The 14,796-nt window shown below is 61.3% G+C and carries 13 protein-coding genes; 11 read left to right on the forward strand and 2 right to left on the reverse strand.

What is annotated here, in order from left to right:
• The first annotated feature begins 25 nt into the window (after positions 1 to 25).
• On the forward strand, positions 26 to 535 hold the full coding sequence (locus tag PMX60_RS08430; protein WP_271747546.1) for an aryl-sulfate sulfotransferase: 510 nt from the start codon (positions 26 to 28) through the stop codon (positions 533 to 535).
• Positions 536 to 549: 14 nt separating this feature from the next.
• Here PMX60_RS08430 and PMX60_RS08435 read toward each other — a convergent pair whose 3' ends face one another.
• A complete protein-coding gene (locus PMX60_RS08435) occupies positions 550 to 1,689 on the reverse strand; it encodes a DUF389 domain-containing protein (protein ID WP_271747547.1) in 1,140 nt (379 codons plus the stop codon).
• A 307-nt stretch (positions 1,690 to 1,996) separates the two neighbouring features.
• On the opposite strand from PMX60_RS08435, the gene PMX60_RS08440 reads away from it, so the two are divergent.
• Together PMX60_RS08440 and PMX60_RS08445 are read left to right on the forward strand one after the other, a co-directional pair.
• Positions 1,997 to 2,182: a hypothetical protein gene (locus PMX60_RS08440; protein ID WP_271747548.1), complete on the forward strand. Its 186-nt coding sequence runs from the start codon at positions 1,997 to 1,999 to the stop codon at positions 2,180 to 2,182.
• A gap of 187 nt (positions 2,183 to 2,369) precedes the next feature.
• Positions 2,370 to 5,450, forward strand: coding sequence for a CAP domain-containing protein (locus tag PMX60_RS08445; protein ID WP_271747549.1), 3,081 nt, complete (start codon positions 2,370 to 2,372; stop codon positions 5,448 to 5,450).
• A 201-nt stretch (positions 5,451 to 5,651) separates the two neighbouring features.
• Here the strand turns inward: PMX60_RS08445 and PMX60_RS08450 are convergent, their stop codons facing one another.
• A complete protein-coding gene (locus PMX60_RS08450) occupies positions 5,652 to 7,355 on the reverse strand; it encodes an OPT/YSL family transporter (RefSeq protein ID WP_271747550.1) in 1,704 nt (567 codons plus the stop codon).
• A 192-nt stretch (positions 7,356 to 7,547) separates the two neighbouring features.
• On the opposite strand from PMX60_RS08450, the gene PMX60_RS08455 reads away from it, so the two are divergent.
• The 8 genes from PMX60_RS08455 (at position 7,548) to PMX60_RS08490 (ending at position 14,770) form a co-directional block, all read left to right on the forward strand.
• Positions 7,548 to 8,399: a type III pantothenate kinase gene (locus PMX60_RS08455; RefSeq protein WP_271747551.1), complete on the forward strand. Its 852-nt coding sequence runs from the start codon at positions 7,548 to 7,550 to the stop codon at positions 8,397 to 8,399.
• Positions 8,400 to 8,483: 84 nt separating this feature from the next.
• A complete protein-coding gene (locus PMX60_RS08460) occupies positions 8,484 to 9,008 on the forward strand; it encodes a deoxycytidylate deaminase (RefSeq protein WP_161115098.1) in 525 nt (174 codons plus the stop codon).
• A gap of 171 nt (positions 9,009 to 9,179) precedes the next feature.
• On the forward strand, positions 9,180 to 9,458 hold the full coding sequence (locus PMX60_RS08465; protein WP_022094472.1) for a NifU family protein: 279 nt from the start codon (positions 9,180 to 9,182) through the stop codon (positions 9,456 to 9,458).
• Between the two features lie 109 nt (positions 9,459 to 9,567).
• Positions 9,568 to 10,389, forward strand: a complete 822-nt coding sequence (gene lgt / locus PMX60_RS08470; RefSeq protein WP_271747553.1) for a prolipoprotein diacylglyceryl transferase — start codon at positions 9,568 to 9,570, stop codon at positions 10,387 to 10,389.
• 143 nt (positions 10,390 to 10,532) lie between these two features.
• A complete protein-coding gene (locus PMX60_RS08475; protein WP_271747554.1) occupies positions 10,533 to 12,716 on the forward strand; it encodes a DUF6020 family protein in 2,184 nt (727 codons plus the stop codon).
• A gap of 165 nt (positions 12,717 to 12,881) precedes the next feature.
• Positions 12,882 to 13,688, forward strand: a complete 807-nt coding sequence (locus PMX60_RS08480) for a YebC/PmpR family DNA-binding transcriptional regulator (protein WP_006234926.1) — start codon at positions 12,882 to 12,884, stop codon at positions 13,686 to 13,688.
• Positions 13,689 to 13,854: 166 nt separating this feature from the next.
• Positions 13,855 to 14,400: an Asp23/Gls24 family envelope stress response protein gene (locus tag PMX60_RS08485; protein ID WP_271740111.1), complete on the forward strand. Its 546-nt coding sequence runs from the start codon at positions 13,855 to 13,857 to the stop codon at positions 14,398 to 14,400.
• A complete protein-coding gene (locus PMX60_RS08490; protein WP_040358983.1) occupies positions 14,393 to 14,770 on the forward strand; it encodes a DUF2273 domain-containing protein in 378 nt (125 codons plus the stop codon). Before PMX60_RS08485 ends, PMX60_RS08490 begins: the two co-directional genes overlap by 8 nt.
• Positions 14,771 to 14,796: the final 26 nt, after the last annotated feature.

Here is a 14,796-nt window from a genome sequence, read left to right on the forward strand (position 1 = left end):
TTTTTGTTGGACATATGTTGCGTAAATGACCTTACTGCAGCCTTCCGTGGGCTTGCCCGATTTTTGGGCTGGCTCGGGCTTTGAGGACAAGTTGCTGCAGGCCCAAGGCGATTTTTCGCTCAACGCAGGCCAGCACAGTGTGACCTATCTGCCAAACGACGATACGGTAACAACCGGTCGCTACCAGGTACTGCTGTACGACAACAACTTTGGCGCGGCCGAGAGCTATCCCAAGTTCGACTGGGGCCAGCTGGGCGCCGCGGTGGTGACCGACTACAGCAAGGGAACGCATTCGTTTGGGCGCATCTTTACGGTGGACGAGAACGCGCGCACCTACGAGCTCGAGGACCAGGTCGCAGTGCCGTTCTCGGGCTACGTAAGCAGTGCACAGCGCGTCGGCGATTCAGATAGTATGCTCGTGGCATCGGGCCAGGCCAAGACCTTTACCGAGTACGACCGGTACGGTCGTCCCATCACCAGCTACGAGATGGAAGCCGAGAAGTACATCTATCGCGTGTACAAGTACGAGCTGTAGGGCCGCGCTCTGCATCACTTCACGTCAAATTCCACGCGATCGAGTTCGGGCACATTGAGGTTGATGAGCTTGCGGGCGACGTGGCGGTCGTGCGTCCCGAGCGCCTCGCTCGTTGTCACATGGGCGACAGTTTGGCGCTCGACAATACCCTCCTCCTCACCTTCGGTGGCCGAGGTCTCGACGGCGACGGTGTAGTCCTTAAAGCCCGGCAGCACCGCGGCAAGCTCGCGCGTGGTTTCGGTGACGCCGTAGCCGTCCTGCACACCGGCCTGCGCCGAGCCAATGGAGCCTGCGGTCATAACGATGCAGGGGATGGCAAAGATGGCCGTTCCCACGATGATGCGGCGGCGCACTTTGCGTGACAGCTCGTCGACCTCGGTGTCTTCCTCAGCGGTCACAATGCCGTCGCCGTTGAGGTCGCGCTTGAGCGGCACACGCAAAAGAAGCAGTACGGCTTCGGCAGCCAGCGCGATAAAGACCACGTTGATGCCAAACTCGTAGAGCGCCGAGAGAAACAGTGACCCGCTTGCGATGGCGATGCCGTAGCCCGCCGCGCACAGGGGCGGCATAAGCGCGGTCGCCACGGCCACGCCGGCGATGAGCGTGGCGGGTTCCTGGTCGCGTGAGTTGCCCAGCCCGCCTGCAAAGCCGCCTGCGAGTGCGACGGTAAGGTCCCAGACGGTGGGTGTCGAGTTGTCGATGATGGCCGCCGTGGTGGTGCCAAGGGGCGAGAGCTTAAAGTACAACGTGGACGTGACCAGGCAAAAGACCATCTGTAGAGCCAAGCCCGCGACGGCTTCGACGGTAATCTCACGGTCGAGCGTGGCGATGCCATATGCCATGGCAAGGACCGATCCCATAAGCGGGCAGATGAGCATGGCGCCCACGATGGCGATGTCCGAGTCGATATCGAGGCCGATGCTCGCGATGAGCATGGCGATGATGAGGATGCACAGGTGAGAGCCGGTCAGGCGCGCCCCGTTTACAAAGCGCTTGCGGATTACGTGATAGGGCGCGCGACCTTCGCGAATGTTGAATGCGCGCTTGAGGAAGCGGGTGATGTTTTCCATGGCTTCGCTATGGGCAGGGCGGATGCCGTGGCGCCGGTGATGGCGTTCGCGTAGTCGCTTGATCTGTTGTTTGTCGAGTTCCATGTCCACCTCGTTCCAGCGCGGTCCGCGCAACGCGCCCGTTGTCATAACTCTACACCGTGGCGGGCGGGGTGTCTGTTGGATGCGGAATCCGATAGGGCGGATGACGCGGGAGCAAATGCAAATCACAGGCTCAATTCCATCCCGCGAGAATATGATGCACCAGCTCCTTCAAATGTGACGAAACTGTGAAGCACGAGAGCGTGAATTTCAAAAAATACGCTGGTCGCCAATGTTGCGCAACAGAATTCAAAAATCGACAGCTACCGTTTGATACGTATGGATACATCCGTGTCAAAGGGAGAAAGCCATGGCAAACTACAGTCCACAACACTTTGAGCCTCGGGCCAAGGCCGTCAACGTCAAGGGCGTTGCCAACCGCGCCGTCGCAACCGTTTTGACGGCGGGCCTCATCGCTCAGCCGCTCATGTCGCCGCTGGCGGCAATCGCTGCACCGTCAACCGATAACGGCGATTCTGTTCAGGGGGAGGGGTAGTTCTGTAGAGAATACCGTTGCCGCCGGTAACCAAGCGGTCGTAAAGACGGCTGCCCAGCTGGCCGAGGAGTCGGCAAAGCAGCTCAAGGACGCTCAGGCCGCCTACGATGCCGCCCAGAAGAAGGCCGACGCGGCGGGCCAGTCTCAAAAGCAGGCGCAGCAGCAAAAGAATCAGGCCTCGCAGGCTGTGAGCGACAACGAAATCGAGCAGAACGCAGCAGAAGTCGCCGCGCTCCAGGAGAAGATTGACGAGCTCAAAGCCGCCGTCGAAAAGACCGAGCAGCAGCAGAAGAAGCTGGGCGACCTGAACGATCAGCTCGAACAGGCCAACAAGAGTGTCGAGGATAAGACCCAGGCGCTCAAGGACGCCAAGGCAAAGCAGGATGAGGCCAAGAAGGCCCTCGATGATGCCCAGGCCAAGCTCGAGGCCATGGGTATGGACGAGTACGAGGCCGCCAAGAAGGCCGTCGAGGACGCACAGGCAAAGCTCGATGACGCCAATAAGGCCGTTGCTACTGCACAGGCCAATCTGGACCAGGCCAAGGCTACCGAGGCCAACGCTCAGCGGGAAAAGAAGGACACTGAGGCCGCTCTGACTTCCGCCCAGGCCAAGAAGCAGGAGACTGCCGCTGCTCTCGCAGCCGCAACCACCGCGCGCGATAACGCCCAGCAGAAGTTCAACCAAGCGCAGGCCGCGCTCGATGCTGCCGTCTCGGGTACGGGTGTCGACCTCAGTGCGCTTGAGGCCGCCAAGAACGCTGCTGCTGGTGAGCTCAAGACCGCGCAGGCCGCGCTCGAAGCCGCGACGACTGCAGACGCCACCGCACAGGCGAACCTGCAGGCGGCCCAGAATACCGTTGACGCCGCCCAGCAGAAGGCCAACGCCGCCAACGCTGCCGTGGCATCTGCCCAGTCTGCATACGATGCGGCAAACAAGGAGTACAACGCCGCCGCCAGCGAGCGCGACGCCGCCAAGGCCGCATACGAGAAGGCGCAGCAGACCGAAGCAGACAAGAAGACCGCGTACGATAAGCTTGTCGAAGTTCGCAAGCAGAAGCGCAGCGAGTGGGAGGCAGCCTGCGCCGCTTCGAACGCCGCGGAAAAGGCTTATGACGCTGCTAATGCCCAGGTTGAGGCTCTTGAGCAGCAGATTGCCGACCTCAAGTCGAACATGACCGTTGACCAGGAAGTCATCAGCCAGGGCATATTCGGCTTCATGAATTACATCGTCGGCGGCAGCCAGTTCACAGCCACACAGAAAAAGAACGCCCAGGAAGCCGTATCGATGCTGACCGGTGCCGCTGACAAGGCCGAATGGTATGACCAGTACGTCGATCATGACATGTCTCGCGACACCAACCCGCTCTCCCTGGAGCAGATGCGCAACGCCTTGACATATCTCGACACCCAGAACAACCTCCGCAAGGCGAACGGTCAGTCGGCGCTCAGCGTCAGCCTCCGCATGACTGCGGCAGCCGCCCTTAATGTATCATATTCATCGAACATCTGGGGGCACTCGGGCTGCTACTGGGACAATGGAGAAAATCTTGCCGGCGGCGGCGGCGCATATACCGGCGGCGAGACCGAGGATACGCTTGGCTGGCCATATACCGGTCTCTACACTCAGGAAAAAGAGGCATTCGATAAGTACGTCGAGAAGAATAGTGACCTTGGAAACCATCGATATGATTCCTACTATATCTACCAGCACTACAGCAGCATCTACCATGAGTGCGGGCACTATCTCAACATCATCGATGCCGGCACGAAGGCTATCGGCATCGCGACCGGTAGCGGTAAGAACACCGATTCCGAGGTAACAATCTTCGATTACAGCTCTTTTGACAGTGAGGCTGATTTCACTGTCTCCGAGTTCAAGAAGCTCCTGAACGACTACATCGATTCCGCCTATAACGCTGGCGGCACGCAGGCGCAGAAGGCGCAACTCAAGGAGCTTCAGGGCAAGCTCGCCGAGGCGCAGAAGAACTTTGGAACTACTAGGGAAGCTTACTTCGCAGCTGTAAACGGGCAGGATGCCGCCCAGGACGCCTTCACCGCAGCCGATGTGAACATGAACACCGCCAAGGGCGAGTACGAGAAGGCTCAGTCCGCTACTGCTGCCGCCAAGTCCGCCTACACCGCCGCCGAAGCCAAACTCAAGGGTATCGACGTCAAGACGCCCAAGACCAAGCTCAACGTCGCCAAGGGCGAGGCCGCTACTGCCCAGGCAGCTCTCGATAAGGCAAACGTCACGCTTGCTGACGGCAAGGCAAAGGCAACCGATGCCGCTGCTCAAAAGGCGAAGGCTCGCAGCGCCCGCGATGCTGCCAAGGTAAAGTCCGATCAGGCCAAAGAGGCGTATGACAACGCTACCGCTTCGGTCAAGGACCTTGCCGCCAAGTGCGATGCCGCCAAGACGGATCTTGCGAACAAGCAGGGCACGCTTGACGATGCCAAGAAGGCCGACGACACTGCCCAGGCTGGCGTTGACAAGGCTCAGGCCGCAGATGTGCACGCCGCGACCGCTCTTTCGGGCGCCAAGCAGGCAGTTGCCGCCAAGACGCAGACCCTGTCCGACGCACAGGCGAAGGCCAAGGCCGCCGAGGACGAGCTTGCCACCGCAAACAAGGCCTTCGAGCGCTTCGCCGGTGCCCAGAAGGCGGTCGACGACGCCAAGGCCGCCTATGACGCTGCCGTCGCCGGTGTCGCCGATGCCCAGAAGCAGCTCGAGGCCGCCAACGAAGCCGTCGTCGATGCGAACCTCGATATCTTCAAGGCCAAGGCCGAGCTTGCCAACGATGAGGCACTCAAGGCCGATCTTGAGGCTGTCGACCACAAGGCATCCCTTGCCGCGGGCACGACGGGCAACGAGAAGCTGGTCAAGCTGAACGCTGCCTACGCTCGCTACAAGGCTGCCGTCGATGCTGCCGCTGGTCTCAAGGCTGCCCTGAGCGATGCCGATGCCAAGCTGTCCGACGCCAACGACGCCTATGCCGACGCGCTTGCCGAGCTTGACGATGCCAAGGATGCCTTGGCTGCCGCGCAGGCCGAGTACGACAAGTATCATCCCAAGGCTGAGCCGCAGGCCAAGCCTCAGGTTGCGCAGGCTGCTGCAAAGGCCCCCGTTGCCAAGAAACAGGCTGCGCCTGCCGCGCTCGCCCAGACTGGCGATGACTCCGCTCTTGCGGGCGAGGTGTTCGTCATCGGCGGTATCACCCTCGTGGCCGCTGGTGTGACGCTGAGCGATCGTCGTCGCAAGCAGATGTAGCGTTTCGAGCGTAGATTCTGCAACGAACTTCAGTTCATAGCAGGAACGCTTCGATAGCTTAACCGATAAGGCCGGCTCGCTGTTAAACGCAGCGCGCCGGCCTTTCTTTGTTTCGATATCAAAAAGCCCGGTCGGTAGCCGCGAAAGCTACCGACCGGGCAAATCGTAGGCAATATGGTTGCTGTCGAGCAGCTGCTCGACTTAGCCCAGCAGGCTCAGACCGACGGAGACAAACGCTAGGATAACGCCGACGATGGACTCGCCGCCGAGCAGGCCGCTGGCGACAACCAGGCCCTGTTCCTGGAAGGCGGCGTCCTTGGCAGCCCTCTCCTCGTCAGAAAGACCAGCGGTGGCGTCGCGGTGGGCGGACCACTTGTCGTAGGCGAGCTTGACGCAGGAGCCCAGGAATGCCGTGAGTGACATGTAGAACGGCAGGTACACGCCCAGGCCGATCATCATGGCCGGAATGCCGAGCCAGTACATGACGATGCCGGCGATAAAGCCGCCAACGAACCACGGCACGCTCGGGATGCCCGAGACCATGGTGGCGACGACGCTTGCCTGCGCGGCGACAAAGCTCTTGTCGGGGCCAAAGGCGTCCGGGCCATAGGCGGTGACGAGCGCGACCATGACGGCGGCGGCGACCAGGGCGCCCACGATGCCGCCAATGGCTTGGCCGATCCACTGCGCACGCGGGTTGGTGCCCAGCACGGCGCCGGCCTTAAAGTCGTTCATGACGTCGCCCGCAAGGCCGCACGCCACGGCCACGATGCCGGCGATAAAGAACAGCTTTACCTGAGCGATCTGCGCGAAGGCTGCCACGATGAGCATAACGATGAGGCCAAAGATCTCCATGGGGTCGATGCCCGTCTGGCCGCAGCTCTGTGCGCTCATGATGGTGGTGACAAAGGTGAACAGCGTCACGATGACGGCCGGGACGGGACCAAGGTCGAGCGCGATGGCGACGATCACAGCGATGGCGGCAGCGCCCAGGCCGATGATGCCGGCGTCGAGCTTAAGGGAGCCCGAGATGAGCGACTGCTCGTCGGTGTCGGTGGAGCTGTCGGCGGCAAGACCGCGGACGATACCGGCGACCTGTGGCAGGATGTCCTTGAGGACGACGGCGACGCCAAAGCCCATCATGAGGCCCATGCCCAGGGACTTGACGATGCCCTGTGCAGTCACAACGTCGAACAGACCGGCAGCGGTGCCACCCACGATGATGCCAAAGTTGCCCAGCAGCGCGCCGGCAAACCAGAAGGCGACGGGGGCGAAGCCCACGAGGAAGCCGACGGAGAGCAGCATGGGCGAGTTGTAGATGCCAAAGGTCACGCCGGGGATGTTGAGCGTGCATAGCATGCTGGGCACCACGCCCAGGGCGTCGCGCAGCACGCTATAGATGCCGGCGATGGCCATGGAGCCAAAGAGCTGCTTGCCGGTTTTGCCGCCGGCCTCGGTGGCGCGCAGGGTCTGAGCTGCGGCGTTGCCGGTGGGGAACTCAAGCGCGGCGTCCACGATAAAGTGACGGTGGATGAGCGCGGTGGCCAGCAGGCCCAGGATGGTGCCGGCGAGTGCCACGATAAACATGTCGAGCCAGCTGATCTGGTCGGCATAGCCCAGCATCCAGGCACCCGGGATGGTAAACGCTAGGCCGCCGGCGACCATGGCGCCCGCGGACATGATGGTGTGGGTGACGTTGGCCTCGTTGAGGCTGGCATTGCCCATGAGCTTAAGGAAGAACAGCGAGATGACGGCAGCGAAGACGATCGGCCAGGGGAGAGCGCCCATCTTGAGGGCGGTGTAGGCCGAGCTTGCCGTGATGATCACGCAGCCAAGGACGCCGATGACGACGCCGCGCAGCGTGAGTTGCCCGCGCATCGAAGCGCGGTTCGAGGGATTGCTCATATAAAACTCCTTTGCGTATATCCGCTTCCCCCGGGAGCGCCGCTACGGATACGGCGCGGGAAGTCGGGTTACCAAGGGCCGCCGCGTGAGCTCGCGCGCGACCGCGCACCAGTATAGCCGTAAGCTAGTCATTTTGGGATGACTGGTTTAGGTAGGCGATATACTGCTGGGCAGACGAAAGGAGCGCCGACGATGCTTAATGGGTGCGCATATATATTGACGGTCGACGTGGGTAACACGTTCATTCGCTTTGGTCTGTTTGCCGAGGATTCGGCCGCGGCGCAGGAATGCCCGCTTGCGACGTGCGAGATCACGACGCCGTCGAGCATTACAGCCGACGAAGCGCGCATGAGGCTCGCGCAGGTCATGGGCGCGCTGGCGGCCGATGCGGGCATGCCCGGCGCGCTCGTTCCCGCGGCCGCAGTGCTGAGCTGCGTGGTGCCGGCGCTCGAGCGCCCGTGGAAGGTGGCGCTTTCCCGTACCTGCACGGGACGCGTGCTCACGGTGGGACCGGGACTTAAGACTGGCATGCCCGTCCACTACGACGACCCGGCCGAGATCGGCCCCGACCGCATCGCCGATGCCGTGGCGGCCCGTGCCGTCTATGGCTCTCCGTGCATCGTGATCGACCTGGGCACGACGACCAATATCGAGGTCATCGACGCATGCGGTACCTTTGTGGGCGGCGTCATCGCGCCGGGTCTGGCGCTCGGTGCCCGCTCGCTTTCGGCCGCTGCGGCGCGTTTGCCTCAGGTCGAGCCCTCGGCACCGACGCATGTGATCGGCCGCAACACGCGCGAAGCCATGCGCTCGGGCGTGGTCTTGGGCGAGGTAGCCCGCATCGACGGCATGCTCGACATGGTGCTTGCCGAGATGCGCGCGACCAAGGCGGCGGGGGAGGGCAGCGTGCCCATTGTCATCACCGGCGACGATGCCGAGGCGCTCGCGTCGCTGGTCGGTCACAGTCTGACGGTCGACGATGCGCTGACGTTGCGGGGTCTCGCCGAGCTCTACCGCATCAACCAAAAGCCCCGCCGCGTGTAAAAGTGAGGGCGCCGGTGGGACAAACGCCCCCACCTTTCACCTGCTACAATGGGTCAAACTATTGCGATTACGGAGGTGTCTGCCATGTCGGACGATCTTCATCAAACTTCGTCAGGCAAGCGCCTGGACGTCATTAGCTGGGACGAGTTCTTTATGAGCGTGGCCATCGCCGCGCAGCGCCGCAGCAAGGACCCCAACACGCAGGTGGGTGCGTGCATCGCCAACACCAACCACCGCATCCTTTCGGTGGGCTACAACGGTACACCCTCGGCGCTCAACGACGACTTTTTCCCGTGGGGTACGAGCGACGACCCGCTGCAGGACAAGCACAACTACGTGGTCCATGCCGAGGCCAACGCCGTGCTCAACTACCGTGGCTCGCTCAAGGACCTCGAGGGTTCCACGGTCTACGTCACGCTGTTCCCGTGCCACGACTGCGCCAAGATTTTGGCTCAGGTGGGCGTGGGCGAGGTCGTCTACCTGGACAACAAGTACGCCGACACCGATGACGGACGCATCAGCCGCCGCATCCTCGACTCCTGTGGCATCAGCTACCGCCAGGTTATCGTCGATGTTCACATCGGCACCGAGGGGCGGGCTCAGCAGTAGCGCGTGGCAACGCCAGCTGGCAACAAAAGGCAGCCAAAAGAGCCCCGTCCCAAATTGACTACTCGTGAAAGTCGCGTCTGCGCGCATGGACGGCTCGTGAGCGGGTACACGGCTATAGTAACATAGCTCTGTCCGCGGGCGCGCCCGCGTTATTGTGAGAAAGGAGCCCCTGTGGCTGTTAACGAAGAGCTGCTTAAGAAGGTTCTTGAAGAGATTCGCCCCAACCTACAGGCCGACGGCGGCGACATGGAGTATATAGGCGTTGATGACGAGGGCGTCGTCAAGCTGGAGCTTCAGGGCGCCTGTGCCGGTTGTCCCATGAGCGCCCTGACGCTTTCCATGGGCATCGAGCGTATCCTCAAGGAGCACGTGCCCGGCGTTACGCGTGTCGAGCAGGTCAATGCCTCCGGCGAGACCGATGACCTGTACGACGAGTACGCGCCGTTCTAAGATGCGAAAGCTGCGGACGGCATACTCCGCATAGACGTTACGCCCAAATATGCGGCTGCGAGCGCAAGGCCCGCGGCCGCATTTGTATGTAGGGAGTAGGAGGGTCGACATGCTCAACGACTTCTACCATATGCTTGATCCCGTCGCGATCTCGGCGGGCCCCATCACCATCTACTGGTACGGCCTGGCCTACGTGGTCGGCGCCCTGCTCACGGCGGTCGTCATGTACCGCACGCAGCGTCGCTGGGGTTTTGACATTACGGTCGACGACCTGACGAGTGTCGTGGTCGGCGTGGTCTTTGGCCTTATCATTGGCGCCCGCCTGTTCTACGTCATCTTTTACGGCGACGGCTACTACTGGGCGCATCCGCTCGAGATCTTTGCCACCAACGAGGGCGGCATGAGCTTCCATGGCGGTTTGGTGGGCGGCGTTATCGGCGGCGTGCTCGTGTGCCGCATGTACAAGCTCGACGCATGGACTTTGGCAGACCTTGCCGTCATAGGCGCGCCGCTGGCCTTGTGCCTGGGCCGTTGTGCCAACTTTGTCAACGGTGAGCTGTGGGGCAAGCCGACCGATCTGCCCTGGGGCGTGGTCTTCGGTGGCACCGCGGGCGATATGCCGCGTCACCCCTCCCAGCTCTACGAGGCATTTCTTGAGGGCATCGTGCTCTTTTGCATTCTGCAGGTGCTCAGCCGCAAAAAGCCGCTACTGCCCCAAGGCACGTTTATGGGCGTGTTTGTGATGGGTTACGGCATCGTCCGCTTCCTCATTGAGTTTGTGCGCGTGCCCGATGCGCAGCTGGGCTATCTACTGGGTGGCGTTATCACCATGGGCCAGTTGCTGAGCCTGCCGCTCGTAATCGCGGGCCTGGCGCTCATCATCTTTGCTCGTCGCCGCAACCAGCCCCAGCGCGTCTACCTGGACGCCTAACCACCAAAACCACCACAAAGGGGACAGGAACCTTTGTGGTGGTTCGCTGGGCGACGATGACAGAACCGTAACGTTTCCCCAGATAAAACCTGCCAAAATAAACCTGTCCCTTTTTGGCAGGTTTCTAGAAAGGCTTTCGGACTGTGAAGGATTCCGACCTCTCCACAACGGCTGCGCGCGACGCTGCCCGCATCGTCTGGTTTAAGCGCTACCCCGCCAAGCAGACGCTCATCGCATTTTTGCTCGCGCTGTTGGCGACCACGGCGTTTTCCATCGATCCTGCCCCGGTGTCGAGCAACGCAGTCTTGGCGATTGACCCCAAAGCCTCGGGCATGCTGTACGTGTGCTACGAGGTGCTCCTCTCGTTTGCCGGCCATACCGACGCGGTCATGCTGCTTGCACTTGCCTGCCTGCTCACCTTGCCGTTTCGCTACGTGTTCTTTGGCCGTGGCGACACCTGGCGTCCATCGGTCATTCTGCCGTCGCTGTTCTTTGCCATCTGCATGGTGTTCGGCCGCAGCTACGATCTCACCGACTCGGCCGAGATTGTCCTTGGCGATAAAGCTCGCATCATCTGCGCCTGGATTGGCGGCGCGGGCTGGATGCTCCTGGCGATCGTTGCCTTCTACCTTGCCTTTGAGTGTCTAGATTGGCTGAGCTCTCGGCGCATTCCGTTTTCCGAAGCGCACTTTGGCCGCGTATGGCGTGTGACTCACGCCGTGCTCTCGGTCCATCCCTTTGCCGGGCCCTTCCTGGTGCTTATGGTCGCCTGGGCGCCCACGCTCATCGCTTCGCTGCCCGGTCTTTTTATGGGAGATACGGGTGCGCAGATTCGCCAGTGGTTCAACTATCCCAACGGCACGAGCGACTACCTGCGCCTACTCAACCCCAACGTGCTGCTCAACGGGCATCATCCCGTAGTGCACACGGCCATTATCGGCTCGTGCGTTCAGCTGGGGCTTTCGCTGTTCAACAGCGCTAACGCGGGTCTTGCCATCTACACCTGTGCTCAGTTCGTCATCACGGCCGCCTGCATGGCCTATTCCATTTCGTCGCTGCGCAAACTGGGCGTGAGCCTGCCGGTTCGCGGTGCGATCCTGCTGTTCTTTGCGTTTATGCCGATGTTCTCTAACTACGCGGCGTTGCTCACCAAAGACGTGCTTTTTGCCGACGCGTTCTTGGTGCTGCTGGTACAGACCGTCAAGCTCGTGGCGTGTGGCTTGCCCCGTCGTGATGCCAATGTTGAGCGAGCGGGCGAGAAAGCCCCCGTGCTCTTTGCGCGCCACGACTGGCTGCTGCTTGCTCTGGGCGCCATGGGTTCCACGTTTTTGCGCAACGGCGGCCTGGTGTTTCCCCTGGCGGCATGCGTAATCGCGGCGGCGTTTAGCGCATGGGACGCGCATGTGGCTCGTCGTGCAGCCAAGCAGACTGGTGCTGCGCCTTCGGGCGCCATCCCGCGCTTCCGCTGGGTCGGTGTCCTCGCGGTGCTCGCGCTCTGCCTTGCCTCTAATATGTACTTCACCAAGGTCTTTATGCCGGCGCACGATATCACGCCTGGTTCCAAGCGCGAAATCCTCTCGATTCCGTTCCAGCAGACGGCTCGTTTCGTCCAAAAGCACGACGGCCTCAACTCGGGCGTCAACCCCACGGTTAAGGAGGACGGCACCATTGTGGAGGCTCCTTGCGACGGCTTGGTGACCGACGAAGAGCGTGCCGTGATCGATCGCGTACTCAAGTACGAGAACCTGGGCCGCCGCTACAACCCCGACAAGTCCGATGCCGTCAAGAACTGCTTTAACGAGTATGCCTCGCAGGAGGACATCGATGCCTATTTTGAGGTATGGGCTCAGATGTTTAAGAAGGATCCCGAGTGCTATATTTCGGCGCTTATCAATAACTACTATGGTTATTTTTATCCGAGCGCGCGCGATGCCTGGGTCTACAGCACGGCGCGTAGTGCCGAGATCATGGCGCGCCCCGACAACCTCAAGTACTTCGACTTCCATCCGGTTGACAGCAACGTGGTGCGCTGGTGCGACCACCTGATCAACCTGTATCGCGTGGCGGTGCAGCGCATCCCGTTTATCTCGCTCACCATGAGCTCGGCCACCTATGTGTGGATCATGATCGCCGTGGTGGTCTATCTGCTACGTCGTCATTCGTGGCGCGGGCTGGCCATTTGGGTGCCGCTGCTGGGCGTGCTCGCCGTGTGCCTGATCGGTCCCTGCAACGGCTCGACCTACATGCGCTACCTGTATCCGGTCATCGCCTGCATGCCCTTTGCCATTGGCGCCACCATCACCCGCAGCGACCTCCTCTGGTCCTAATTTGGTGCAAAGGGGACAGGTTACTTTGCATTAAGGGGCTGCATCATCACGACGCCTTCATTTTGGGGTTTATCTCGCAGGCCAGTAGGTATATCATAACGACGTTTGTTTATATTGCCCGAGCATCTGCGCTGGGCTTTAGGTCGAAACCGATAGGAGACACGTATGTCCGGACACTCTAAGTGGGCCACAACCAAGCATCGTAAGGGCGCGCAGGACGCCAAGCGTTCCGCCCTCTTCTCCAAGCTGAGCCGCAACATCACCGTTGCTGCCCGTCTCGGCGGCGACCCGCTGCCCGAGAACAACGCCAGCCTCGCCGCTGCCGTTGCCAAGGCCAAGGCTCAGTCCATGCCCAAGGACAAGATCAAGTCCGCTATCGACAAGGCATTTGGTTCGGGTGCTGACGCTGCCGTCTACGAGAACATCGTGTACGAGGGCTACGGTCCCGCCGGTGTCGCCGTCTACGTCGACTGCCTGACCGACAACCGCAACCGTACCGCCGCTGATGTCCGTTCCGCCTTCTCCCACGCTGGTGGCAACCTGGGCACCTCCGGCTCCGTCGCCTTCCAGTTTGAGCGTAAGGGCCAGATCGTCGTCGCCAAGGAGATCCTGGACGAGAACGCCAAGAAGGAGACCATGATCGCCAACGGTGCTGCCGGTGACGAGGATGAGTTCATGATGGCCATCGCCGAGGCCGGTGGCGAGGACTACGAGGATGCCGGCGAGGAGTGGATCGTCTGGACTACTGCCAACGAGGTCATGGCTGTCTCCAAGGCGCTCGAGGAGCAGGGCGTCCAGGTCAAGGGCTCCGAGACCACCATGGTCCCGACCACCCCGACCGAGGTCTCCGGCGCCGACGCCAAGAAGGTTCAGCGCCTCATCGACCGTCTTGAGGAGCTCGACGACGTCCAGGATGTTTACAGCACCATGGACATGACCGACGAGGTCATCGCTGCCCTCGAGGAGGAGTAGCGCCCGCACGGGTTAAGCCGTGCATATCTGGGCATAATGAAGCGAGCATGCAAGCCTCGTGGAATAGATGAGCCGGATCCGCGTGCGTAGAGCACCGGACCCGGCTCTTTTATAATGATGCGAACCGTTTTGCATTTCGAGAGCCGAGATTTGAAGGGAGCGCCACGTGCGCGTACTCAAACGAGCCCTAGCGATTGTGTATCTTGCCGCCGCCATCGTGGCGCTGGGTACGCTTGTCTGCCAGTTTTGGGGGCCGTATACGTATCGCTTTATGCTGCTGATGCGCGACCCCATGCCGCGCATTGTCGTGACGGCATGCGGCGGAGTTGTGGCGATCGGCGTGCTGGTAAGCTTCTTTCGCCTGATGTTTGCTCGTCGCGAGCCGTCCTGCGTGCATCCGGCGGGGGAGCGCAATATCGAGGTTACCCTTGCGGCGCTTTCTTCGTGTGCCAGGGCTGCTGCCGAGCGCGACGACCGCGTGATGGTCGAGCATGTCGAGGCCCGCGTCCAAGGCCCCGACGATTCGCACGTCCGATTTAAGGTCGAGGCTATCGCGCTTGACGATAAGGACGTGGCATCTCTGGCTACCGCGATGCAGCAGCGCATCGAGGAAGCTTGCGACACCATGCTCGGCACGCCGGGTACGACCACGCGCGTCCGTTTTTTGCCGTCCAAGACTACCGTCCAGACCGTGGAGGTTTCCGGTGAGTGATACCAATCAAGATAAGACCGCTCGTACGCCGCGCCTGACGATTGACCAGAGCGCCACACCGGCGAGCGAACCTGTTGATTCCAAAGCAGAGGCAACCGAGTTACAAGACGCGGCGGCCGCGGATTTTGACGAGGCTATGGGTCTCATCAAGGGTACGGGCGCTGCCATCTGGAGCTATGCTGTGCGTCATCCCAACACCACGCTCGGTGCCGTCGCTGGCTTTATCCTTGCCGTGTTGGTGCTCACGCTCGGCCTGTGGGACACGCTCGTCATTGCATTCTTCGTGCTGATCGGCGCCGTGATTGGCCAGATTCGTGACGGCGAGAACGGGATCGTCAACTTCTTCGGCCGTCTGTTTAGCGGTCGCTAATATGTATTCGACTGTCGCATCCGCGG

The sequence above is a fragment of the Collinsella aerofaciens genome (genome assembly GCF_028206995.1).
In the GTDB taxonomy this organism is placed as follows: Bacteria; Actinomycetota; Coriobacteriia; order Coriobacteriales; family Coriobacteriaceae; genus Collinsella; species Collinsella aerofaciens_AQ.